This is a genomic window from Mesorhizobium sp. M0862, from assembly GCF_040319795.1.
Lineage (GTDB): Bacteria > Pseudomonadota > Alphaproteobacteria > Rhizobiales > Rhizobiaceae > Mesorhizobium.
This window is the reverse complement of record NZ_JAMYOJ010000018.1, coordinates 1-23,723: the sequence shown is the minus strand read 5'-3', so window position 1 is coordinate 23,723 and position 23,723 is coordinate 1. Positions and strand designations below refer to the sequence as shown.

Genomic DNA, 23,723 nt, shown 5'->3' with positions numbered 1-23,723 from the left:
TCAGCCCGGCGCACTGCACGGCTACATCCGCATCAAAAGACCGCCGTCGACTGCCAGTTCGATGCCGGTGATGTAGCTTGCCGCATCGGAAAGCAGGAATAGCGCGGCATTGGCCATGTCCTGCGGCGTGCCGATGCGGCCGAGCGGCGCATAATTGGCAACGGCCGCGCGTTTCTCTTCGGTGTCCCAGCGCGCCTGCAGCGGCGTCAACGCCATTCCCGGGCAGATCGAATTGGAGCGGATGCCATCGCCCGCCAACTGCATGGCGAGCGACTTCGACAGCGCACAGACGCCGGCCTTCGACGCCTGGTAGGCATCCTGCGGGGTCGGATCGCCGCGATACCACTGGATGGTGGAGAAGTGCACCATGGCGCCGCCGCGTCCGCCGGCCCGCATATGCGGAACCACCGCCCGCGCGGTGTGGACGAAGGATTTCAGATTGATGTTGAAGACCTGATCCCAGACATCGAGGTCCATCTCGAGGGCCGATTTGTCGCGACCGAACCAGAGCACGCCTGCGACATTGGCGAGATAATCGATGCCGCCGCGCTCGCGGCCCGCGGCATTGATGGTCTGCTCGACGAAGGCGGCGTCGGTGAGGTCGCCCTGGGCAAAGGTGAGCCGGTCGTCATAGGCGGCAAGCGACGCCGGACGCGGCTTGACGTCGATGGCGGTGACCGAGGCGCCGGCATCGAGCAGCGCCAGCGAGATCGCCTCGCCCATACCGCCACCGGCGCCGGTGACGACCGCGTGCCTGCCGGTGAAGTCATAAGCGATCATCCGAACCCCCTCATTTGTTTTTACAACATCAGTTTCGCTGATTTGTTGGCTCAAGCGAATTCGTCTGACTTTTCAAACGCCGGCTCCTACATAGCAGCGCGAGATGGGAATGTGACATGTCGGCAGAGACCTTAAGCGAAAATTCCGTGGCCAGCGACTTCTGGGACGGCGTGCGGCTGTCGATGCCGGTGGTTGTCGCCGCGGCGCCATTTGGGCTGCTGTTCGGCGCCATCGCCTTCGACAACGGCTTTTCCGTTCTCGAAGCTTTCTTGATGAGCGCGCTGATCTTCGGCGGCGCCAGCCAGATGGTCGGCATCGAATTGTTCGGCCAGCATGTCGCGCCATGGCTGATCGTGCTGTCGATCTTCGCCGTAAACTTCCGTCACGTGCTTTACTCCGCCAGCATCGGCCGGCGAATCGCGCACTGGCCGGTTATCAGCCAAGCGCTGGGCTATTTCGTGCTCACCGATCCGCAATTCGCGGTGGCCGAGCGTAAGGCCGAAGCCGGCGAGACCGTTGGCTTTGCCTGGTACATGGGGCTTGGCCTGCCGGTCTATGTGTTCTGGGGGATCGAGAGCGCGCTGGGCGCGGTGTTCGGCAAGCTGATCCCGGACACGCATGCGCTCGGCATCGACTTCCTGCTGCCGATCTATTTCCTCGGGCTGGTCATGGGCTTTCGCAACCGGCCACTGTGGCTGCCGGTGGTGATCGCCAGCGCCGCGGCGTCGATCATTGCCTACAAAACTGTGGGATCGCCATGGCACGTCTCCATCGGCGCCATTGCAGGCGTGCTTCTGGCCGTCATCCTGCCGCCGCACCATAGCGGTGTGGAGGCAAAACGATGAGCGCGACCTTGTGGATCATCATTGCCGGCGCGATCGCCACCTATTTCACCCGCGTCGGCGGCCATCTGGTGATCTCGCGCTTCGACCACATCCATCCACGCGTCGAGGCGGGTTTGAATGCCGTGCCGGCCGCAGTGTTGACGACGCTGGTGGCGCCCGCCGCACTTAGCGCCGGACCGGCGGAATGGGCGGCGCTGGTCGTCGCCGCTGTGGTCTCGCTGCGCGGCGGCCTGATGGCGATGTTTCTGGCCGGGGCGGTGGTGCTGGTCCTCGCGCGGCAGTTTGTGGCATAGGGCGCCTGCGCGCGGAACAGTTTCGAACTGTCGGCGCCGCCGCTCATTGCCCTGGCGGGCGTTCGTCACTCGAAAAGCCAAGCAATTGGCTTTTCGTCCGCTTCGCGGACCGCTCCTCACCTCCCCGTATAGTGACGGGGAGAAAGAAGCTCATTTCAGATCTTGGCGTCGTGCGGCAGCGGCGCTGTCGCTTTCTCCAGCCAAGCCAGCGTCTCGCCGTCGAGCATCGGGCCGATCTCGGCCAGCACCCAGGCATGGTAAGTATCCAGCCAGTGCAACTCCTCGCGCGTCAACAGGTCGGTGCGGATCAGCCTGATATCGATCGGCGCCAGCGTCAGCGTCTCGAAACCGTGCATGGCGATGTCGCCGCCCTCCACCTGTTCAGCCGGTGTCACCAGGATCAGGTTCTCGATGCGGATGCCGTAGGAGCCTTCCTTGTAATAGCCGGGCTCGTTGGACAGCATCATGCCGGCCAGCAGCTTTTCGGTGCCGGTGCGGGCGATGCGCTGCGGCCCTTCGTGCACCGCCAGATAGGAGCCGACGCCATGGCCGGTGCCGTGGGCAAAGTCGCAGCCATGCTTCCACAGCGCCATGCGCGCCACCGCGTCGATTTCCGAGCCGCGCGTGCCGGCGGGAAAGCGCAGCGTGGAAATGCCGATCATACCTTTCAGCACCAGTGTGAAGCGCTCGCGCATCTCCTCGGTCGGCTGGCCGATCGGCACCGTGCGGGTGATATCGGTGGTGCCGTCCTGATACTGGGCGCCGGAATCGAGCAGGAACAGCTCGCCCTTTGCCAGCTCGCGGTTGGTGGCGCGCGACACGCGGTAGTGCATGATGGCGCCGTTCGGACCGCTGCCTGAAATGGTGTCGAAGGAGACGTCGCGCAGCGGCATCTGCGTTTCCTCGCCGGTCTGCCGGCGCACCTCCTCCAACTTGGTGACAACGGTTATTTCGTCGAGCGTGCCCGGCTTTTGCCGTTCCAGCCAGCACAGCAGTTTCGCCACGGCCGCCCCGTCTCGGCGGTGCGCGGCGCGGCTGCCGGCGATTTCCGCCTGGTTCTTGGTGGCGCGCGGAATGCGGGCGGGATCGGCCGCTGAAACAAATGCGCCGCCATTGTCCTCGACCAGCATTCTCAGCTTCTCCGCCGCCAGCACCGGGTCGAGCGCGATCTTGGCGCCGCCCTTGGCAAGGGTAACGACCGCCGCCTCGAATTCGCCGGGCTCGTGCAGATCGGCGAGTTGGGTGAGATAGGCGGCGACCGTGCGCGAAAACTTGCGCTGGTCCATGAACAGCTGGTGCTTGCCGTCGGCGGCAGGGATCGCGAAGCCGAGCGCCAGCGGCGTGTGCGGCACGTCACCGCCACGGATGTTGAAGGCCCAGGCGATCGAGGAGGGGTCGGTGAGCACGGCGTGCGTCGCGCCCTCCTTGCCGATTGCCGCCACCAGCCGCGCCAGCTTGTCCTTGGCGAGTTCCCCGGCAAAGCCGATCGGGTGGATTTCGACCGGCGCCACGGGCGGCGCCGGCTGATCCTTCCAGATGATGTCGATCGGGTTCCTGTCGAGCGGCACCAGCGTCGCGCCGGATTGCTCGGCCGAGGTTTTCAGCGCCTTGACCTCAGCGATCGTGTGCAGCCACGGGTCGAAGCCAAGCCTGGCGCCCTTGCCGAGATTGTCCTTGATCCAGGAGGCCGGCGGGTTGTCGACGAGACTCTCGATCGCAAAAATGTCGAGATCGACCTCGTGGCGCACTTGCAAGGTATAGCGGCCATCGACGAACATGAAGGCGCGGTCACGCTGCACAAGTGCTACGCCCGCCGAGCCGCTGAAGCCGGTCAACCATTTCAGCCGCGCCGAGCGATCGGCGACATACTCGCCCTGGTGCTCGTCGGCGCGCGGCACCAGGAAACCGTCGAGGCCATTATCCGCCAGCCATCGCCGCAGCAACGTCACGCGCGGCTTGCCGACGCTGGGGTCGCCTGCGGAATCGAAGGTCTGGAACATGGTATGCCTCCTGTATCGGGCGCGACCGTAGCGCATGACCCGGAAAACCGGAATCGATTTTCGCCAATCGCAACAGGCTCGGATTGGTCCAAAGCGCGTTGCGTCTCAGTGCTTCAGGTGGATCGTCACCCAGCCTTCGCGATGCAAGGTCCTGACATGCCGGAAATTCTGGCCGACATAGGCCGAGATCACCGCATTGCATTGGCGCTCGAGGATGCCGGACAACACGATCGAGCCGCCGAGGCTGATGTGCCTGGCCATCTCAGGCGCCAGCCGCATCAGCGGCCGCGCCAATATGTTGGCGACGATGAGGTCGAAAGGCGCGCGCTTGCCGAAGATCGGGTGGTGGAAGCCGGGCGCCGTCACCGTTTCAACCAGCGCCTTGACGTGGTTGAGGCGGGCATTGGCGGCGGCGACCCTGACGGCGATCGGATCGATGTCGGTCGCCAGCACCGGAATATGCGCCAGTTTGGCGACGGCGATTGCCAGCACCGCGCTGCCGGTGCCGAGGTCGAGGGCATTCCTGGGACGTTCGCGGCGCACGACCCGTTCCAGCATTTCGAGGCAGCCGGCCGTGGTGCCGTGATGGCCGGTGCCGAAGGCAAGGCCGGCCTCGATCTCGATGGCGAGTTCGCCGCTGTGGCGCTTCCGGCGGTCATGCGCGCCATGGACGAAGAAACGTCCGGCGCGCACCGGCTTCAGTCCCTCCAGCGAGCGCGCCACCCAGTCGATGTCGGGCAAAACCTCGCGCTCGATCGGCTTCGACAGGGACAGTCCCACAAGGCTGTCTTTTAGCCGCGCCTCAACCGCGTCGACATTGCCGTCGGTGTAGAGCGAAACCTCATAGATGTCGCGGTCTTCATCGACTTCGAGCACGGCGATCGGCAGGCCTTCATCCTCGAAAGCCGGCTCGAGCGCGGCAAAGATGCGGTCGGCCTCGATCTTCCCAGCGATGAAGTGGAGCCTGGTCTGACCCATCAGTTGGTCTCTTGCTTGAGCATGATCTCTGGACAACACTTTTCTGTCCGAGAAAACCGGATTCCACATTTAGGGATCATGCCTAGCCTGCTGCCAGCCGCTTCAGCTTGGCAATCGCGGTATCGGCGCTTTCGCCATAGGCGATGGTGCCCGAAAACTCGCCCTTGGCATTGAGCAGCAGCGCCGAGGCGGTGTGATCCATCGTATAATCGCCGTCGCCGGTGTCGACCTTCTTCCAGTAGATGTTGAAGGACTTCGCCATGGCGTGCACCTTGTCGGGATCGCCCGATATGCCGACGATGCGGTCGGAGAAATTGCTGACGTAAGTGTTCATCACAGGCGGCGTGTCGCGCTCTGGATCGACGGTAACGAAGTAGGCGTTGAGGTTCTTGCCGTCGTCGCCCAGCGTCTTCAGCCAGCCGGCCATTTCGAACAAAGTGGTCGGGCAGACTTCCGGGCAATGGGTGAAGCCGAAGAAGACGATGCTGGGTTTTCCCCGGAAGGCGGCTTCGGTGATTGGCGCGCCTTTCTGGTCGACCAGCGTGAATGGCGCGCCATACGGTTCGCCACCATAGTGGCCGCGATAGAAGTCAAAGGTGAGCCAGCCGATGCCCGCCGCCATCAGAACGAGAATGCCGACCAGAATTGAACGCATCATCAGGAATTGTCCGTAGCAGAAATCATCGAGCGCCGGATCGGCGCCTCTCTGCCGGCAGTCTTAGCCGGTCGCAGGGGGCAAGGCAAAGATGCCGCGTTGCCGCAACCGGGCTGGGCGCTACCTTGCAAACAGCTGGCCCTTATCCCACCTGAGACCGGCAAACTGAACCTGAGGAGGCTCCCTTGCAAAGACGGACTGGGCAGAGACGGATTGGGCAGAAACTGATCGGCGGCGCGCTGGCCGCATGCATTGCCCTTGGCGCCGGTGCCGCAGCGGCAGAGGAAGTCGGCAAGGTCGGCGTCGATTGGGTCGGCAACGACATCATCGTCGAGGCGATCAAGGATCCCAAGATCGACGGCGTGACCTGCCATGTCTCCTATTTCGACCGCAGCGTCATCGACCGGCTGCACAAGGGCAACTGGTTCGAGGATCCGTCTGATTCCTCGATCTCCTGCCGCCAGACCGGGCCGATCACCATCGGCGACATCGACATGAGCGAGGGCGGCGAAGAGGTGTTCAAGCAAGGCATCAGCCTGATCTGGAAGAAGCAGGTGGTGAACCGCATCTACGACAAGAAGAACGAGACGCTGATCTATCTCTCGCATTCGCGCCAAGTGCAGGACGGCTCGGCGAAAATGTCGGTGACGACCGTGCCGCTGTTCGGCCAGAACGTGGTGTGGACCGGCGGCAAGCCGAAATAACGATCCTCCGGGCGCAACGCGACAATTGCTTCCGCAATTGCGCGGGGGTAAATCCGCCAGATGGACCGTACCGAAAACCTCGTCCTGAAAGATCCCGAGCCGCGCATCCATTCGACCGCGGAGCTGAAAGCGTGCAAGCTTGGCCGCTATGCCTCGATCGGCGAACGGGTGGTGCTGCGCGAGGTCAATGTCGGCGATTTCTCCTATTTCGAGCGCCACGCCGAGGCGATCTACACGACGATCGGAAAATTCTGCTCGATCGCCGCCAACAGCCGCATCAATGCCTTGGAGCATCCGATCGAGCGGATCACGCAGCACAAGCTCAGCTACCGGCCGAACGAGTATTTCCGCTGGCTGGGCGTCGACGCGGCGTTCCGCGCGCGGCGGCAGGCCAAGGCGGTCGGCATCGGCAATGATGTCTGGATCGGCCATGGCGCCGTCATCATGCCCGAGATCAGCATCGGCAATGGCGCCATCATCGGCGCCAATTCGGTGGTGACGCGGGATGTGCCGGCCTACACAATCGTCGCCGGCGTACCGGCGAAGCCGTTGCGCATGCGCTTTCCCTCCGAGATCGCGGCGCGGATCGAAAGCCTTGCCTGGTGGGACTGGCCGCCGGAGAAACTCGCCAAAGCGGTTCCCGACATGCAGGCCTTGCCGATTGAGGATTTCCTCGATCGTTGGGAGCAAGAGCATTCCTGAGAGCTCGCCGCGCGTGCGCGGTTTCATCGACTGGCTGGCCGAAATCCTGGCGCCGACATTCTGAACGGCACGTGTCGGGAAGAGTTCCGCCGGTCTGCGGCAACGCAACGGACCCCTTCCGCCATGCGGGGGTGGCGCAGCGGAAGGGGCTTGGAGACAAATCCGCCGTGAAGCGGAACGAACAGGTTTTGGCCTGCATGGTGACTAATGGCAACAAACCGATAAGGCGGCTTTTCACGGCGCTGCGCCTTTGGCGTGCATACAATTGCACCAGCGATGCCCTCTGCGACAGGGAACCGGAAGCGGCTGCCGGTTGTTTATTGTTGGAGCGATGAATGCGGCCTTGGTCAGCTCGTCGCGCTTTGAACGGTTGAGGATGTGAATGATCGAAAAGCTGTTTACCAGAATCGCCAACACCGTTTCGCACTTGGCGGGCCTGCCGCCGACTTTCATCGCCTGTTGCGCCATCGTTATCGTCTGGGCGGTAAGCGGGCCATTCTTCGGCTTCTCCGATACGTGGCAGCTCGTCATCAACACGGGAACGACGATCATCACCTTTTTGATGGTGTTCCTGATTCAGAACACCCAGAACCGCGACGGCGCCGCGGTTCAGGCCAAGCTCGACGAACTGATCCGCGTCAGCGAGGGCCACAATCATTTCATCGGCATCGAGCACCTGACCGAATCCGAGGTCGAGGAGATCAGAGACAAATGCGAGCGGGCGGCAAAACGCCATGACCACGAGCTCGCCGAACTGGCGGGCAAGAAGGCCGTCGCGCAAAAGCGCACCGCGAAAAAACGCGCGCCCGCCTGAGTCTCGGCTTTGGCTGAGTTCGACGATCAGTTTCCCATAAAGGCCGCGAAAGCGTCCTTATGGTCGGGGTGCCAGCGCGAGAGAGCAGGCCGGTTCTCGATGATGTCGCCGATCGCCCAGGCCATGCGCTTTTCATCGGTCGGCCGCATCACCTCATTGTCGGGGCAGAGGATGTAGAAGTCCCCACGCGCCAGCGAAGCCAGCATGAAGTCGACCACCTGCTCGCCGGTCCAGGCGCCAGCGGGTTTTTCGACCGCTCCTTCGGTGAGGCCGGTGAAGGTGAAGCCGGGAATGAGAAGATGCGCCGCGACCTTCGCGCCCGGCTCGTTGCGCAATGCGTGCGCCAGCCCTTCGGTGAACGTCTTCAATGCCGATTTGGAGACGTTGTAGGCGAGATTGCCGGGTGGCGTGGTGATGCCTTGCTTGGAGCCGGTGTTGATGATCAGGCCAGGCTCTCCGGAGGCCAGCATGGCCGGAGCGAAGGCCTCGACGCCATGTACGACACCCCAGAAATTGATGTCGATCATCCGCTTCCAGGCGTCGCCGTTCTCCCACGGTTTTCCCGGATTGTTGCCGACGCCGGCATTGTTCATCAGCAGCGATACGGCGCCGAAAGCGGCATGCGTCTTTTCCGCCAGCCGGCCGAGTTCGTCGGCCTTCGAGACGTCTGTGGCGACCGCAAGCACGGCATTCTCGCCGGCGATCGCGGCGACTGCCTGGCGGGCCGCATCGAGGCGCGCGCCGCCAATGTCGGCCAGCACCAGTCTCATGCCCATAGCCGCCAGCCTTTTGGCGGCGGCAAGCCCGATGCCGCTGGCGCCCCCGGTGATGACGGCGACGTTGCCTCGGCTGAGGGCGGGCAAAGCGGATTGGATTTCGGCGTCGGAGGTCATGATCTTTTTCCTAGGGTTCGGGTGGCGCCGAACTTAGCGCGGGACGCGCATCGTGCAAGGCCGTCCCGCGTGTTCGGGTTGACCGCATCAACGGCGGCTGTGCATGCTGCGGCTGAACAGGAGACTGCCGATTGACCGACTGGGTTGCGATCCTGAAGGAGCAGACCGCCACCGGCGACCAGATGGGCCGCGAGGTGCCACAGATGCTTGCCAATCCGGACATAAGCGAAGCGCAGGTGAAGACCTTGTTTTCGGCACTCGAAAAACAGGCCGAGTTCGTCGAGAAATTGCGCATGGCGCTGGAAAAATTCGGCCATGATTTTTCGATCATCAAGGCGGCCGAGCGGCTGGAGGAGCGCTATGCCGACCTAGCCGCGTCGGTTGCCGAAAAGCTGAAGGCGATGCGCAAGTAGAGGCGTCCTACGCTACTTTTCCAGCACCCGCGAAAAACGCGTGTCCGGAACGAACCAGACGGCGGCCACCAGCACGAAGATCGCAACGCCGATCCATTGGTTGACGAAGGCAAGCGGGACGGCGGCGGCGTAGAGGGCCACCGAGATCTTGCCCTTGCGGTCATTGCCCAGCGCCTTGGCGAAGGCGGTGTCGTTGCCGTGCAAATGGTGCAGCTTGGTGGCGAGAAAGGTGTAGGCGACCGCGCACAGCACCAGGTCGATGCCATAGACGGCGACGGGGACCGGCGCGAAATGGTTCTCGCCCATGAAGGCCGTCGTCGCCGGCATCAGCGACAACCAGAACAGAAGGTTGAGGTTGGCCCACAGCACGCGGCCGTCGACCCTTTGGACGGTGTGGAACATGTTGTGCAGATTGTTCCAGTAGATACCGACATTGATGAACGACAAGACATAGCTGAAAAAGATCGGCCACAGCGGCAGAAGCGCTGAAAAATCCTCCCCATGGGGCACTTTCAGCTCCAGCACCATGATGGTGATGATGATGGCGACCACCCCATCGGTGAATGCCTCGACTCTACCTTTTCCCATGGATTCTCCTTCTCGATGGAAAGACGTTAAGCGAGGATTTCGGGCAAGACCATCCTGACAAGGTTGTCAGGATGAAGTTCGGCGCGTGGAACGGCCATCCTTACATGGACGTTGGGGCGCAATTGGGCGTTGGGCGATTGGCCGGAGGTTGCCATGACCAGCTATGCCGAGACCATAACGCGCGACAACGGACTCGATGGCCGGCCCGCGATGGCCGCGGTTGCCGCCATGATCGCCGCTCTGTTCGCCGGCAGCACGGTGCTGACGCCGCTTTACGTCATCTACAAGCAGGCCTTCGGTTTCTCGCAGATCACGCTGACGCTGGTCTACGCCGTCTATGTCGTCGGCAATCTCGGCGCATTGCTGATGTTCGGGCGCTTGTCCGACGGCATTGGCCGCCGTCCTGCGGCGCTGGCGTCGATGGCCATAGCGGTGGTCAGCGCGCTGGTGTTCCTGTTGGCCGAGAACGTCGCATGGCTCGATGTCGCCCGCATATTGAGCGGCCTTGGCATCGGCGTCGGCGCGGGAACCGGCACGGCCTGGCTTGCCGAATTGATCGAGGGTAAGGACAAATCGCGCGCGGCAATCATCGCCACCAGCACCAACTTCGTTGGCCTTGGCCTCGGCGCGCTGGCATCGGGCCTGCTCGCCGAATATGCGCCCTGGCCGTTGAGACTAACGTTTGCGGTCTATCTTGCCTTGCTCGTGGTGGTGACGCTGTTGATCTGGCGCACCAGGGAAACCGTTTCGCGGCCGGGAAGGCTGGCCGATGTTTCGCTGCGGCCGCGGCTGTCGGTGCCCGCTGATATCCGCGCCGCTTTCGTGGCGCCGGCCGTCACCGGCTTCGGCGCCATGGCGCTGGTCGGCTTCTATGCAGCCCTGGCGCCGAGCATCCTGGCGCAGCAGCTGCATGTGGCCAACCATGCCGAGGCCGGCGGGCTGTTCTTTGAACTGTCGATGGTTGCGGCCGCGACCATTCTGGCCACGGCCCGACTGTCCAGCCGCGCCGGCATGCTGGGCGCGCTGGCGCTGATGATCCCGGCCGTAGGGCTGATGGTTGCTGCGCAGTTTTTCGCCTCGATGTCGCTGATGATTGCCGCCACCGCTCTGTGCGGCGTGGCGGCTGCGCTCGGGTATCGCGGCGGCCTGCAGGTGGTGAACCAGATCGCACCTGCCGAGCGCCGCGCCGAATTGGTGTCGGCATTCTTCATCTGCTGCTTCTGCGGCAATGCGCTGCCGGTGATCGGCATTGGGCTGCTGTCGAGTTGGGCCACTCCGACGACGGCAAGCCTGGCCTTCGCCGGCATGATCACGCTGTTCTCTGTCGTAGCGCTGGGGTTCGGCGTCAAATACGCGCGCTGAGCCTCACCCGTTTGGCGTCCCGGGCGCCATGTTTGCCCGTCCGCGCGGGATGCCGAGGCCGGTGTCGGGCGGCTCGCCGGCGGCCGGCCGGTCCTCGATCATGTGCATGGTGCGCCAGCGGCCGAAGCGATAATAGGCGGCGGCCAGCACCAGCGAGGTGATCGATCCCGCCGGAAAACTCCACCACAGCGCTTCCTCGCCGATGTAGCTCCTGAAGAAGTAGGCAAAGCCGGTACGCACGACCATCACGGAAATCACCAGAATGATCAGCGGCGGCATCACGGCACCGGTGGCGCGCACGGTCGCGAACAGCACGATGGTGACGCCGAACAGGATGAACGACCAGGACGCCACCTTGTTGATGTGGGCTGCAATGTCGATTGCGGTGCTGTCCCCGCTAAGGAACAGGCCGAGTACCGGCCTGTCGAAGAAGAACAGCAGCGCCACCAGGGCGCCGGTGAGCACCAGGTTGAAGCCGACGCCGGACGCCGCGATGCGACCGATGCGGTCCCACCGCCCTGCGCCGACATTCTGGGCCGCCATCGACGAGACTGCGGCGCCGATCGCCAGTGCAGGCATCTGGATATAGGTCCACAGCTGCGCCGCGATGCCATAGGCGGCGGCGACCTGCGAGCCGTAGGAGTTGACGATGCCCATCACGGTCAGCGCCGCCGCCGAAATGACGATCATCTGCAGGCCCATCGGCACGCCCTTGAAGACGACGATCCTGAGCAGCGCCGGATCCGGCCGCAGCAGAGCGAGGTTCGCGCCGGCGAGCCGCAACGGATGCTTTCTGGCATAAAGCACGACGAGGATGGCGATCACGCTCACCGTCTGGCCGATCAGCGTCGAGGTGGCGGAGCCGGCGATGCCGAGCTCGGGGAAGGGGCCGATTCCGCGAATGAGCAGCGGATTGAGGATGATGTCGAGCACGACGGCGAGCGCCATGAAGAAAAATGGCGTGCGCGAATCACCCGCACCGCGCAGCACCGTCATGACGAAGGACAGAAGATTCATCATCGGCACGGCGACGAAGATGATGCGCAGATAGGAGCGCGCCAGCGGCAGCGCATCGGGCGGGGTGCCCAGTGTGTTGAGGATAGCGTCGACCCAGATCCAGCCGCAGACGGCGAAGATAGCCGAGACGAGGAAGAAGAAGCTGGCGCTGGTGCCGACGATGCGCCGCGCCTCGGGCAGGTCGCGGGCGCCGACCGATTGCGCCACCAGGATGGTGGCGGCCATGCCGATGCCGAACACGGTGCCAAGAATCAGGAACAGCACCAGATTGGCGTTTGAGGTCGCCGTCAGCGCCGATTCACCGAGGAAGCGGCCGACCCAGACGGCGTTGATCGAACCGTTGAGCGACTGCAGCACATTGGAACCGAGCACCGGAAGCGCGAACAACAGCAGCGTGCGAGGGATTGGGCCGCTGGTGAGATCGCCGGTGCGCCGGCGCGGTAGTATTTTTTCGTCCATGGGCTGTTCGGCGAAGGTTCATCTCAAAGTCCGCCCGGCAATGATCGCCGATTTAACGGACAAGGTCGATGCGGCATTGGAACATGCCACCTGGCGGCTTCACGCTAATCAGTTCTCAAAACATCCGGAATGGGATATGGGTCGTCGCCGCGTGGGGTCGCATATCCTGTTGGATATGATGAATAGGCTGGGGGGATCATGTCCGACAATCCGCTTTTTTCCGAGCGCCTGAACCGGCGCGCGTTTCTTGGAATATCCGCTTTGGGTGCCGCTTCCATGGCGCTTTCAGCCTGCACCACGACCGACGTCGTGGTGCCGCCAACGCCCGCTCCGGCGCCCGAACCGGCTCTGGGCGATGCCGCCACCATGTATTCGGCGCGCGTCGATGAGGGCTTTTCATTGCCGGCAATCCCCGTGGCCAAGCTCGATCCGAAGTTCGTGCGCCAGATCGTGGACGATCCGACCGGCGAAAAACCCGGCACGATCGTCGTCGATACATCCGAGCATTTTCTCTATCTGGTGCGCGATGGCGGCAAGGCAATGCGCTATGGCGTAAGCCTCGGCAAGGCCGGGTTTGGCTGGACCGGCAGCGCCGTGATCCAGGCGCGCAAGAAATGGCCGGTGTGGACGCCGCCGCCGGAAATGATCCAGCGCCGGCCGGAACTGGCGAAATACAAGGACGGCATGCCGCCCGGACCGCAGAGCCCGCTCGGCGCGCGCGCGCTCTATCTGTTCCGCGACGGCAAGGACACGATGTACCGGCTGCACGGCACGCCGGAATGGGATTCCATCGGCAAGAACGCGTCGTCGGGCTGCGTGCGCTTCATGAACCAGGACATCATCGACCTCTACAGCCGGGTCAACGGCGTAGCCCAGGTCTATGTGCGCCCGAACCTGTCGGCCGCGGGCAAGATCATGGCTGTGTCGAGCCGGACCGCCGAGCCGATCGATGCCGGCGTGCCAAGGGATGCGGAGATTTTGAAATAGGTGCCTTCACGGCATCGCTGATCGCCGACAGACGGTTAAAGGCGGACGCGCCGGGCGCGTCCGCCTTTCCGTATATGGCTACTTCTTGGCGAGGCCCGGAAGCGTGACCTGATAGACCAGGAACATGGTATCGACATCGGCGCCGTCTTCGGCCTTGTAGGGCGCGCCGACCTGAAAACCGTCCTGGGTGAGAAAGTCGTTATCGTTGCCGACGAACAGGAAATAGTCGTCGGGCAGCGCCGGATCGAGAACGCTGACCACCGACATCGCTTCCCACTTCTCCGACAGATTGTTCTTGTCGTTCGGCTTGCCGTCATGCAGGCCGAAACGGCCGAGTTCCTTGTTGTCGTTGATGTCAATGAACGGCGTCAGCTTGGCCGGGGTCACCGAGGGGTCGAGCACGCCCTTGGGCGCCAGCGGCTTGTCGGCGGCATCGAAGGCGCCGCCGGCAATGTCGGTGGCGCCAGAGACGTCGACGACGAAAATCTGGCGCAGCAGCGAAGTATCGCCCTTCACCCCCTGGCCGTTTCCGCTGTCGCGCGCCAGCATCAGGAAGGTCTTGTCGGACAGCGCCACGATTTCGCTCTGCGCGGCGACCTTGGTCTTGTCCTTGGCGTCCTTGAACACCGGCAGCGGCACGGCATATTCATGCACCAGCTTGAGATGGGCCGGGTCGGAGGCGTCGTAGACCAGCGCGCGGGTGTTCTGGCGCGTCGCGGGCGAATCGCCGCCATCCTGGCGGGGCGCCGACTGCAGCACAGTGATCAGCGACTTGCCGTCCGGCGTCAGCGCCATGCCTTCGAGGCCTTGATTGTTCTGGCGGCCGGTTTCGGGATCCTTCGGATCGGGTTCGGCTGCACCGGGGCCCGGATTGTCGGAGGCGAAGTTCGGCGCGCCCTTGCGCATCGGCACCAAAGCGGCGGGCGGCTGCGTTGCCGACAACAGATGGCCGTCGGCCGAGAAGCGGTAGATGTTGGGGCCGTATTCGTCAGAGATGAACATGGTGCCGTCGGGCAGCCGCGCGATCGCCTCATTGTCGAGCGCCAGCTTGCCATTGGCCTCGGGCAGGATCGGCAGGTCGCCATTGGCCGCGCGCACGCCGTTGAGCGGATCGAGACCGGTGGCGTCTGCGCCCTTGTCGTCGGTGAGCAGCAGGGAATCGGCTAGCGTCGCCTTGACGCCGGTCCGTTCCTGGCCGGCGGTGGGCGTGGCGCCCAGTGCGGTCGGCGTGAATTCGATATGAATAGTGTTGAGGCGCGGCCGGTAGTCGGTGGTGCCGACGACATTGTAGCCGCGGTCGGGCAGCAACCAGAGCGAGCCCTTGTAGCCGTCCGCGCCACGGTTCCAGCTTGCGGCGTCGATCGACATGCCGGAGCCGGAGCCGAAGGTCTCGCCGAACTTGTCCTTCTGATCGGCCGGAATGCGGCCGACGCCGACCAGGCCCTTGTTGACGAAGCCGCCAACGGTGGCGGTGCTGTCGGCAAGGGCAGGGGTCAGGGCGGTAAACAGCGCCAGCGCGGCGCCGAGCGACACGGTTCGGTGCGAGATTTTCATGGAGATCCTCTTTGTGACAAGCCTTGAGCGGCGCAAAGGGGCCACCGCATCGCATCGACGATGTCGCCCTCTCGCAAAGCGGTCTAGGACGCGAACATGATACTTGCGTGACAGAGCGGGCCTCTTCCTTCTCCCTTGTGGGAGAAGGGAGAGACGCACTATCAATCGCTGTCGCGCGCGATCAACTCCAGCGGCCAAACTTCGCGGATGATGCGCGGACCTTCCGGGCCGGCAAAGGCGGGAAGCGAGGCCAGCAGCATTTCGGCCAACCGCCTTCCCATCGGCTCCAGCGCCGGGCGGAAGGCGGTCAGCGCCGGTGAAAAGTAGCGGCAGAGCGGCGTGTCGACGATGACGATCACCGCGATGTCGTGGCCGGGCCTGATGCCCATCTCGGCCAGTGCCTTGCAGCCGCCGAGCGCCATTGCGTCATTGTTGAAGATGATGGCTGTGGGCCGGTCCTTGGAGAGCATCACGCGCGGCGTCACCTGGTAGCCGCCTGCCTCGTTGATGAAGCCGTCGGCGATCAGGCCGGGGTCGACTTCGATGCCATGCCGCTCCAGCGCCTTGCGGTAGCCGTCGAGGAACAGGTAGCCGAAGTTGAGATCAAGCGAAGGGCGGATGGCGGCAATCCGGCGGTGGCCGCGCGCGACCAGCCGGTCGACGGCTTCATCACCCGCCCTCTCGAAATCGATATCGAGCGAAGGATAGGTGTCGTCGCCGGATTGACTTCGCCCAAGCGTGGCGAAGGGAAAGCCGGCCTTGCTGAGATAGTCGATCCGATCGTCTTCCCGCCGTGTATTGGCCAACACGACCGCGTCGGCCCGGCGCGTCTCAACCACGCGGCGCAGCCTCTCCTGCTGATATTGGCCGGGCTCGCCCATGACGACCATCAGATCCAGGTCATCCTCGGCCAGCCGGCCCTGCAGACCGATCAGGAACGGGATGAAGAACGGTTCGCCATATTGCTGGTCGCCCGGATGCGGCTGCAGCATGAAGGCGATCGAATGGGTGGTGCCTTGCCGCAGGCTGCGGCCGGACTGGTTGGGCGAATAGTTCAATTGCTTGGCGGCGGCGAGCACGCGCTGGCGGGTGTCGGCATTGACGTCGGCGCGGCCGTTCAACGCCCGCGACACGGTGCCGATCGAAATGTTCAGGTGACGCGCGAGGTCATGGATGCTGGACGCCAAGGACAGTTCTCCCCCTGTCTTGGCTAGCACCGGCTGCCGCCCAGGCCAAGGCTTCGGGATGATTTTCGCTGACAGCCGATTGACATTCTACGCCATCGGGTGTGTTCTCGTAAACGTTTACGGAGAAACGTTTACGGTGATGCCGGAAATGCCGTGACATTCGGTCTGGAGGGACCGGACGGGAGGAATGCCGGATGATGAATGCCGTCCTCGTCGGCTGTGGAGCGATGAGCAAGGCCTGGCTCGATGCCGCGAGGCAGATCGACGGGCTGGCCATTGTCGGCCTTGTCGATCTCGACGCCGAACGGGCGAAGGCGAGGGCGCACGAATACGGGCTCGACGGCGCAGTAATCGGCACCAGCCTCGACGCGGTGCTCGACCAGACCAGGCCCGACGCGGTGTTCGATGTCGTGGTTCCAGCCGCCCGGCGTGATGTCGCCTTTGCCGCCTTTGCCCATAATTGCCATCTGCTGACGGAAAAGCCGCTGGCCGATACTCCGGAAAATGCGCGCGCCATCGTCGATGCGGCGCGTAACGCGGGGCGCGTCCATGCGGTCGTGCAGAACCGCCGCTATGTCGCCAATGTCCGGCGCATAAGGCGCTTTCTCGACTCCGGCGCCATCGGCAAGCCAACCAGCATCCATGCCGACTTCTTCGTCGCGCCGCATTTCGGCGGCTTTCGCGAGGAGATGGCGCATGTGCTCTTGCTCGACATGGCGATCCACACATTCGACGCCGCCCGCTACATGGTCGCAGGCGATCCCGCCGGCGTCTATTGCCAGGAATGGGATCCGGCGAATTCCTGGTACCGGCAGGGCTCGTCGGCCAGCGCTATCTTCGATCTCGGCGGCGGCAAGCGCTTCACCTATGCAGGCTCCTGGTGCGCGGCGGGCTTCCGCACCAGTTGGGAGAGCACATGGCGCATCGTCGCCGAGCACGGCAGCCTGCTCTGGGACGGCGAGGACGGACTGAAGGCCGAGGTTGTGTTGTCGGTCCGCGACGGCCTGTTCGACCTGACCCAGCCCATCACAGTACCGCCGCTCGATTCCGCCGACCGCGTCGGCGGTCATCTCGGCATCATCAAGGATTTCATCCACGCCATCGAGACCGGCAGCGAGCCGGAAACCCGTGGCAGCGACAACATCAAAAGCCTGGCCATGGTTTTTGGCGCCATCGAAAGCGCCGAGACCGGACGGCGCGTCGCAATCACACAGGAAGCATCATGATGCCAAACCCGCTTCTCGACATCCGGATCGGCACCATGGTGCGGGCCAATCTCGAAGACCCGGCCGCCTACATCAAAGAGATTCTGCCGCTCGGCTTCGAGAGCATCCAGCCCTTCTTCTGGCAGACGCTGGGCGGCAAGGATCTGGCGCGGCTCGCCGGTGAGATTGGCGAGGCGATCGGCGATGCCGATGTCGCCGTGTCGTCGATCGGCGTGTTCGGCAATCCGCTGGAGGATGGCGAGGTCGATCGCGGCGTGCTCGCGGCCTGGGAAACCGTCATCGACAATGCGCATCTGTTCGGCGCTTCGATCGTCAGCGGCTTCACCGGACGTCTGCGTGGCAAGAAGCTGACAGACAGCCTGCCGCGCTTCCGTGAGGTTTGGGGTCCGCTGGCCAGGCGCGCCGCAGACAAGGGCGTGCGCATCGCCTTCGAGAATTGCGCGATGGATGGCAACTGGGCGGCCGGCGACTGGAACATCGCCCACAATCCCGATGCCTGGGAGTTGATGTTCAACGAATTGCCCGACGACAATCTCGGCCTCGAATGGGAGCCCTGCCATCAGCTTGTCTATCTCATCGACCCGATGCCGCAGATCCGCAAATGGGCGCCGCGCATCTTCCATGTCCACGGCAAGGACGCGACGGTGCGCTGGGATGTGATCCGCGAGCACGGCGTGTTCGGCAAGCTGCCCTTCGTGCAGATGCGCACACCCGGGTTTGGCGACAGCGACTGGACGCGGGTGATCAGCGAATTGCGGCTGGCCGGTTACAAGGGCGCCATCGACATCGAGGGCTGGCACGACCCGGTCTATCGCGGCGACCTCGAAATCACAGGTCAGGTGCGCGGGCTGGAATACCTCAAGCAATGCCGGGGAGGAGCGACCTACCTGCCGAACCCGGCGTGACCGAGGGCCGGTGGGAGGAGCCGGCCTGACAGATTGCCAAGCACTGCCGACAAGCACTGCCGACAGGCGAACGACGAAACCCCTCGGCTCACCGAGGACAAAAGGGAGGAACGTGCATGAGCATCGCAATGAGAACGACACTTCTGCGCTCGACCGTCGTGGCCGCCGCCACGGCGCTGTGCGCTGCCATCTCCACTCTGCCGGCGCAGGCGCTCGACGCCCAGTGGTGCAAGGATGTCCACATCCGCTTTTTCGTCGGCGGCGCCGAGGGCGACGCTTTCGGCACCATCGTCTACAATGGCGCCAAGCAGGCGGCGTCCGATCTCGGGCCGAAGGTCGACTACATCTTCTCGCAGTGGGACGTCGAGAAGATGGTGCAGCAATTGCGTGAGGCCGTCGCCGTGAAGCCAAACGGCATTGCCATGATGGGCCATCCGGGCGACGCCGCGATCATGCCGCTGGCCGAACAGGCGCATAAGGACGGCATCAAGATGATGTACCAGAACGTGCCGGTGCCGAAGGTGGTGGACGCGTTCGGCGGCGGCTATGTCGGCGCCCAGCAGGAGCAGCAGGGCCGCGCGCTCGGCACTGAGGCGTTCAAGCTCGGGAAGCTCAAGTCCGGCGACAAGGCAATCATGATCGGTCCGTTCGAGAACGAGGCCCGCGGCGCGCGCGAGCGCGGCACGGTGGCAGCACTCAAGGAAGCCGGCGTCGAGGTCATCCAGCTGTCGTCGCCGCCGAGCGGCGAATGGGCGTCCGACCCCAATCTGGCGATACCGGTGATCACCGCGGCCCTGCTCAACAATCCCGACGTCAAGGCGGTCGGCTATCCCGGCGGCCAGATGCTGGGCAACGTCGCCACCTACATGCAGGCGGCAGGACGCAAGCCCGGCGACATCTTCAACTTCGGCTTCGATACCAGCCCGCAGATCGTCGAGGCGTTCAAGGGCGGCTGGGTGCAGCTGACGGCTGATCAGCAGCCGTTTCTGCAAGGCTATCTGCCGATCCTCAGCCTTTGCCAGCAGGTGGTGCTGGGCCTGGCGCCGATGAATGTCGACACCGGGGCGGGCTTCGTCACGCCGCAGAATTACGAGATCGTCGCCGAGCTCGCCAAGCAGGCGCTGCGCTGACCTCCCAAACTGCCGGCTGGGCGCAAGCCCGGCCGGCAGGACCGCCGGCACCAGGCCGGGATGATACCACAGGAGCGAGGATCGCCATGGCCGAACGCATCATCGAACTGCGCGACATCAGCAAATCCTATGGCCAGGTCTATGCGCTGGGCGGGGTCAATCTCTCGGTCGACCGCGGCGAGGTGGTTGGCCTGATCGGCGACAATGGCGCCGGCAAATCGACGCTGATCAAGATCCTGTCCGGCGTCGTCAAGCCGACCAGCGGCGAGATCCTGGTGCGCGGCAAGCCGGTGACCGGCTGGAGTGCGGCACGCTCGCGCGACGCCGGCATCGAGACGGTCTTCCAGGATCGGGCGCTGGCCGTGCAGCAGACCATTGTGCGCAACATCTTCATGGGCCGCGAACTCACCGGCTTCATGGGCTTTCTGAAGGTCAATAAAGAGATAGAGGAGGCGAGCCGGCTGATGCGCGAGATCGGCTTCACCTCGAAGGTGTTCACGCCGCACTCGATCGTCGGCCAGCTCTCGGGCGGCGAGCGCCAGGGCGTGGCGATCGCGCGCGCCATCTACAAGCAGGCCGAGCTGATCATCCTTGACGAGCCGACGACGGCGCTGTCGCTGACCGAGACCGCCAAGGTCTTCCATTTCGTGCGCCAGGTGCGGGCGAGCGGCCGTTCGATCCTGTTCATCGGCCACAACATCCACCATGTCTTCGACATCGCCGACCGCTTCGTGGTGATTGACCGCGGCAAGGTGGCGCTGACCGCCGATCGCACCGAGGTCAAGTCGGCCGAAGAGCTGATCAATTTCATGGAAGACGTTGCGCATCCCGGAGGATTGCCGGGGCTGCACGAGGCCGGCGACACGGAGAGGGCAGCACGATGAGCAAGACCATGGAACCCGATCTGCAGAGCCCTCTTGGCGGCAAGGCGGCCCGACCTGAGTGGAAGCACCCGTCCGACCATTGGCTGCGCGGTTTCGTCATCGACAACCGCGCAGCGCTCGGCACGCTCGCCGTGTTCATCATCATGATGGCGGCGTTCCTGATCGCCAACCCGACCGTGTTCACCACCTGGTATCTCTACAGATCCGTGCTGACCACGCTGCCCGTTGCGCTGTTCGTGGTGGTGCCGCTGGTCTTCGTCGTCACCTGTGGCGAGATCGACCTGTCGTTTCCCGCAACCATGGGCTTTGCCTCCTGGGTGTTCGCGCTGGTGGTGCAGGCCGGCTACGATCCGTTTCTCGGCATCGCAGCGGCGATTCTCACCGGCACGCTGCTCGGCTTTCTCGTCGGATCCCTGGTCGTTTATGGCGGGCTGTCGTCGCTGATCGCCACCCTCGGCATGAATTTCCTGCTGCGGGGACTGATCCAGATCATCAACGAGGGCAGATCGACGGCATTGACCGGTCTCAGCGACAGCTGGGCGTACACCATCTTCTCCGGTCAGGTGTGGGGTTTTCCGGTACAGGTCTTATGGGCACTCGCCTTCGTCATTTTTTCGGCAATGCTCTACAACCGGCACCGCTTCGGCGCGCAGGTGAGGGTCGTCGGCGACAACCCCGACAGCGCCCAGCAAATGGGCATCGACGTCAAGCGTGTGCGGGTGAAAGTGTTCATCTTCACCGGCATCGGGGCCGCGATCGCCGGCACGTTTTCGGTGATGATCAACTTCACCTGGTGGCCGACCGCGGGCGACGGCTATCTCTTGCCGGTGCTGGCTTCGGTGTTCGTCGGCGGCACGCCGACCTGGGGCGGCATCGGTACGGTTGCCGGTGGAGCGATCGGCGCGGTCACCGTGTCGTTCATCCAGACCGGCGTCGTGGCGGCGGGCCTGAGCGGCTTCTACGTCCAGTTCTTCAACGGGCTGATCATCATCCTGTCGCTGCTGGGGCACAAGTGGAACCAGGCGCGGTACAGGTGAGGGGCGGGCTAAATTGACGGGGACGCTCATGTTGCGGACCGCATGCCCCGACGACTGGGCAGACGCCCGTCGCTTCGTCATTCTAAGGCGGAGCAGGAGCGAAGCTCCGTCGCGTAGACCCTGGAATCCATTCCGCGACCTTGGCGTGCAGCTGCGCAGGATTCCGCACCGTGGCAACGCGTTGAAGACGCGGGATGGATCCTCGGGTCTACGCTGCGTCGCTACGCTCCTTGCTCCGCCCGTGGATGACGAGGCGGGGAGGGCTCCGCCAGACTACAACAATGTGGTCGCTTGTAGGACAACAGGACAAGCGGGCGCTCACACCGCCGCCACAAACCCGTCCAGCACGCGTTTCTGGCCGGCCTTGTCGAAGTCGATGGTCAGCTTGTTGCCTTCGATGTTGGAGATGTTGCCGTTGCCGAATTTCTGGTGGAAGACGCGGTCGCCGACGCTGAAGGGCGACGGCGTGTCGGCGACGGATTTGGCGACCAGTTCGCCGTCAATGGTGCGGCCTTTGACGCTGGTTCGGCCGGCGCCGTAGCCGGAGTCGGTCTCGCCATAGCCGATGCGCTCGACCTGGTGGCCGGAGCGCGAGCCCCAGTTGCGGTCGGTCGCCTCGGTGCGGTTGGCCTGCGCGCGCTGCCAGCCGGGCGTCGCATAGGTGTTGGAGAAGGCGCCGGATTTTTCCGCGCCGACATTGTCGAAGCGCGAGGCGCCGTAGGGGTTCTGCCGCCCTGCGCCCTGGCCGCCACGGCCCGACGCGAACGAACCGCCGCCATAGGAATTGCCGTAGCCGCCATAGGAGTTGCCGCTTTCGGCGACCTCGACATGGGCTTCCGGCAGTTCGTCCAGAAAGCGCGACGGGATGGTCGACTGCCACAGGCCGTGGATGCGGCGGTTGGAGACGAACCACAGATGCAGGTTCTTCTTGGCCCGGGTCAGGCCGACATAGGCGAGACGGCGCTCTTCCTCCAGGCCGGAGCGGCCGCCTTCGTCCAGCGCGCGTTGGTGCGGGAACAGGCCTTCCTCCCAGCCGGGGAGGAACACGGTCTCGAATTCGAGGCCCTTGGCCGAATGCAGCGTCATGATGTTGACGGCGTCAAGCTCGGCGTTCTGCTCGGCGTCCATGACCAGGGCGACATGTTCGAGGAAGGAGCGCAGCGATTCATACTCCTCCATGGAGCGGATAAGCTCTTTCAGGTTTTCCAGCCGGCCCGGCGCCTCGACCGAGCGGTCGTTCTTCCACATGTCGGTGTAGCCGCTCTCCTCCAGAATGGTCTCGGCGAGTTCGGTGTGCGGCGTGGTTTCCAGCGCCTTCTGCCAGCGCTCGAAATTGGCCGCCACTTCGCGCAAGGCCGCGCGGGGCTTGGGCTTCAGCTCGTCGCTTTCTGCGAGCTTGGCGGCTGCCTCCAGCATCGGGATGCGCAAGCTCCGCGCCGTGTCGTGGATCTGGCGGATGGTGGCTTCACCCAGGCCGCGCTTGGGGACATTGACGATGCGCTCGAAGGCGAGGTCGTCGGCGCCCTGCGCGACGACGCGGAAGAAGGCCAGCGCATCGCGGATTTCCATGCGCTCATAAAAACGCGGGCCGCCGATGACGCGGTAATTGAGGCCGAGCGTGACGAAGCGGTCTTCGAATTCGCGCATCTGGAAGGAGGCGCGGACCAGGATGGCCATGTCGTTGAGCTTGTGCTTGGCACGCTGGTAGGTCTCGATGGTCTCGCCGACGGCGCGCGCTTCCTCCTCGGAATCCCAAGCGGCGTGGACATGCACCTTCTCGTCGTCCTCGGCGACCTTCTCGGTGAACAGCGTCTTGCCGAAGCGGCCCTCATTGTGGGCGATGAGGTGCGAGGCGGTGCCGAGGATGTGCGCGGTCGAGCGATAGTTGCGCTCCAGCCGGATGATGGTGGCGCCCGGGAAATCCTTGTCGAAGCGCAGGATGTTGTCGACCTCGGCGCCGCGCCAGCCATAGATCGACTGGTCGTCGTCGCCGACGCAGCAGATGTTGACTTTGTTTTCGCTCACGGGCCGTTCCGCGCCTGCCGGCGCGGGCCCTCCGCCCCCTCTTTTTTGCGCGCCTTCGGCGTCGCGGGAGTCGCCTCGCAACGGCTCGGACGCCCGGTCGGGCTTGCGGCCTTCGGCCGATCGCGCTTTACCCTCCCCTGGATGGGGAGGGTCGCCGCGAAGCGGCGGGGAGGGGTGACTGGCGCCGGCGCGGCCGCCCCCCCCCCCCCCCCCCCCCCCCGGCCGGGCCCCCCCCCCCCCGGGGGGGGGGGGGGGGGGGGGCCCGCGCGCCGCCCCCCGGCGGTT

Annotated in this window: 22 protein-coding genes and 1 pseudogene; 13 read left to right on the top strand and 10 right to left on the bottom strand. The window is 64.2% G+C overall.

Annotated elements, in window-relative coordinates; translation table 11 throughout:
- Positions 1-21: 21 nt before the first annotated feature.
- A complete protein-coding gene (locus tag NKI15_RS23720; RefSeq protein WP_023682129.1) occupies positions 22-780 on the bottom strand; it encodes an SDR family NAD(P)-dependent oxidoreductase in 759 nt (252 codons plus the stop codon).
- Positions 781-896: 116 nt separating this feature from the next.
- Here NKI15_RS23720 and NKI15_RS23715 point away from each other — a divergent pair, with 116 nt between their 5' ends.
- Both NKI15_RS23715 and NKI15_RS23710 read left to right on the top strand, forming a co-directional pair.
- Positions 897-1,625 carry an AzlC family ABC transporter permease gene (locus NKI15_RS23715; protein ID WP_023753051.1) on the top strand — a complete coding sequence of 243 codons (729 nt, stop codon included), beginning with the start codon at positions 897-899 and terminating at the stop codon, positions 1,623-1,625.
- On the top strand, positions 1,622-1,918 hold the full coding sequence (locus NKI15_RS23710) for an AzlD family protein (RefSeq protein ID WP_023753050.1): 297 nt from the start codon (positions 1,622-1,624) through the stop codon (positions 1,916-1,918). Before NKI15_RS23715 ends, NKI15_RS23710 begins: the two co-directional genes overlap by 4 nt.
- 155 nt (positions 1,919-2,073) lie before the next feature.
- On the opposite strand, the gene NKI15_RS23705 is transcribed toward NKI15_RS23710, so the two are convergent.
- The 3 genes from NKI15_RS23705 to NKI15_RS23695 form a co-directional block, all read right to left on the bottom strand.
- Positions 2,074-3,918 (bottom strand): aminopeptidase P family protein, encoded by a 1,845-nt coding sequence (locus tag NKI15_RS23705; protein WP_023753103.1) that lies wholly within the window; start codon positions 3,916-3,918, stop codon positions 2,074-2,076.
- A 105-nt stretch (positions 3,919-4,023) separates the two neighbouring features.
- The gene (locus tag NKI15_RS23700; RefSeq protein ID WP_023733063.1) at positions 4,024-4,896 is read right to left on the bottom strand and encodes a 50S ribosomal protein L11 methyltransferase; all 873 of its coding nucleotides are present in this window, start codon (positions 4,894-4,896) and stop codon (positions 4,024-4,026) included.
- An 82-nt stretch (positions 4,897-4,978) separates the two neighbouring features.
- A complete protein-coding gene (locus tag NKI15_RS23695) occupies positions 4,979-5,554 on the bottom strand; it encodes an SCO family protein (RefSeq protein ID WP_023697009.1) in 576 nt (191 codons plus the stop codon).
- 182 nt (positions 5,555-5,736) lie between these two features.
- Between NKI15_RS23695 and NKI15_RS23690 the strand changes: the two genes are divergently transcribed.
- From NKI15_RS23690 to NKI15_RS23680, 3 genes are all read left to right on the top strand, one after another.
- On the top strand, positions 5,737-6,255 hold the full coding sequence (locus NKI15_RS23690; protein ID WP_023753104.1) for a CreA family protein: 519 nt from the start codon (positions 5,737-5,739) through the stop codon (positions 6,253-6,255).
- A gap of 60 nt (positions 6,256-6,315) precedes the next feature.
- On the top strand, positions 6,316-6,957 hold the full coding sequence (locus tag NKI15_RS23685) for an LbetaH domain-containing protein (protein ID WP_023733062.1): 642 nt from the start codon (positions 6,316-6,318) through the stop codon (positions 6,955-6,957).
- A 382-nt stretch (positions 6,958-7,339) separates the two neighbouring features.
- Positions 7,340-7,771 (top strand): low affinity iron permease family protein, encoded by a 432-nt coding sequence (locus tag NKI15_RS23680; RefSeq protein WP_023750938.1) that lies wholly within the window; start codon positions 7,340-7,342, stop codon positions 7,769-7,771.
- Positions 7,772-7,797: 26 nt separating this feature from the next.
- Here NKI15_RS23680 and NKI15_RS23675 read toward each other — a convergent pair whose 3' ends face one another.
- Positions 7,798-8,664, bottom strand: a complete 867-nt coding sequence (locus NKI15_RS23675) for an SDR family NAD(P)-dependent oxidoreductase (protein ID WP_023753105.1) — start codon at positions 8,662-8,664, stop codon at positions 7,798-7,800.
- A gap of 131 nt (positions 8,665-8,795) precedes the next feature.
- Between NKI15_RS23675 and NKI15_RS23670 the strand changes: the two genes are divergently transcribed.
- Entirely contained in the window at positions 8,796-9,077 is a 282-nt protein-coding gene (locus NKI15_RS23670; RefSeq protein ID WP_023668298.1) for a hypothetical protein, read from the top strand.
- Between the two features lie 12 nt (positions 9,078-9,089).
- Here NKI15_RS23670 and NKI15_RS23665 read toward each other — a convergent pair whose 3' ends face one another.
- On the bottom strand, positions 9,090-9,665 hold the full coding sequence (locus NKI15_RS23665; RefSeq protein WP_023682120.1) for a TMEM175 family protein: 576 nt from the start codon (positions 9,663-9,665) through the stop codon (positions 9,090-9,092).
- 153 nt (positions 9,666-9,818) lie between these two features.
- Here NKI15_RS23665 and NKI15_RS23660 point away from each other — a divergent pair, with 153 nt between their 5' ends.
- Entirely contained in the window at positions 9,819-11,027 is a 1,209-nt protein-coding gene (locus NKI15_RS23660) for an MFS transporter (RefSeq protein WP_352515156.1), read from the top strand.
- Between the two features lie 3 nt (positions 11,028-11,030).
- Here NKI15_RS23660 and NKI15_RS23655 read toward each other — a convergent pair whose 3' ends face one another.
- Entirely contained in the window at positions 11,031-12,503 is a 1,473-nt protein-coding gene (locus tag NKI15_RS23655) for an MATE family efflux transporter (protein ID WP_352515155.1), read from the bottom strand.
- A gap of 198 nt (positions 12,504-12,701) precedes the next feature.
- On the opposite strand from NKI15_RS23655, the gene NKI15_RS23650 reads away from it, so the two are divergent.
- Positions 12,702-13,490: a L,D-transpeptidase gene (locus NKI15_RS23650; protein ID WP_023668302.1), complete on the top strand. Its 789-nt coding sequence runs from the start codon at positions 12,702-12,704 to the stop codon at positions 13,488-13,490.
- 78 nt (positions 13,491-13,568) lie between these two features.
- Here NKI15_RS23650 and NKI15_RS23645 read toward each other — a convergent pair whose 3' ends face one another.
- Both NKI15_RS23645 and NKI15_RS23640 read right to left on the bottom strand, forming a co-directional pair.
- A complete protein-coding gene (locus tag NKI15_RS23645) occupies positions 13,569-15,044 on the bottom strand; it encodes an esterase-like activity of phytase family protein (RefSeq protein WP_352515153.1) in 1,476 nt (491 codons plus the stop codon).
- A gap of 161 nt (positions 15,045-15,205) precedes the next feature.
- Positions 15,206-16,231, bottom strand: coding sequence for a LacI family DNA-binding transcriptional regulator (locus NKI15_RS23640; RefSeq protein ID WP_352515152.1), 1,026 nt, complete (start codon positions 16,229-16,231; stop codon positions 15,206-15,208).
- 194 nt (positions 16,232-16,425) lie between these two features.
- Here NKI15_RS23640 and NKI15_RS23635 point away from each other — a divergent pair, with 194 nt between their 5' ends.
- The 5 genes from NKI15_RS23635 to NKI15_RS23615 all read left to right on the top strand — a co-directional run bounded on the left by NKI15_RS23635 (position 16,426) and on the right by NKI15_RS23615 (position 21,413).
- Positions 16,426-17,457: a Gfo/Idh/MocA family protein gene (locus tag NKI15_RS23635; RefSeq protein ID WP_023739845.1), complete on the top strand. Its 1,032-nt coding sequence runs from the start codon at positions 16,426-16,428 to the stop codon at positions 17,455-17,457.
- Positions 17,454-18,362 (top strand): sugar phosphate isomerase/epimerase family protein, encoded by a 909-nt coding sequence (locus tag NKI15_RS23630; protein WP_023832879.1) that lies wholly within the window; start codon positions 17,454-17,456, stop codon positions 18,360-18,362. The genes NKI15_RS23635 and NKI15_RS23630 overlap by 4 nt, the downstream gene beginning before the upstream one ends.
- 116 nt (positions 18,363-18,478) lie before the next feature.
- Positions 18,479-19,492 carry a substrate-binding domain-containing protein gene (locus NKI15_RS23625; protein ID WP_023699592.1) on the top strand — a complete coding sequence of 338 codons (1,014 nt, stop codon included), beginning with the start codon at positions 18,479-18,481 and terminating at the stop codon, positions 19,490-19,492.
- 86 nt (positions 19,493-19,578) lie between these two features.
- Positions 19,579-20,376, top strand: coding sequence for an ATP-binding cassette domain-containing protein (locus NKI15_RS23620; protein ID WP_023705531.1), 798 nt, complete (start codon positions 19,579-19,581; stop codon positions 20,374-20,376).
- On the top strand, positions 20,373-21,413 hold the full coding sequence (locus NKI15_RS23615; RefSeq protein ID WP_023682111.1) for an ABC transporter permease: 1,041 nt from the start codon (positions 20,373-20,375) through the stop codon (positions 21,411-21,413). Before NKI15_RS23620 ends, NKI15_RS23615 begins: the two co-directional genes overlap by 4 nt.
- A gap of 318 nt (positions 21,414-21,731) precedes the next feature.
- On the opposite strand, the pseudogene NKI15_RS23610 reads toward NKI15_RS23615, so the two are convergent.
- Positions 21,732-23,572: pseudogene (locus NKI15_RS23610) on the bottom strand (ATP-dependent helicase); the annotation flags it as partial.
- Positions 23,573-23,723 lie beyond the last annotated feature (151 nt).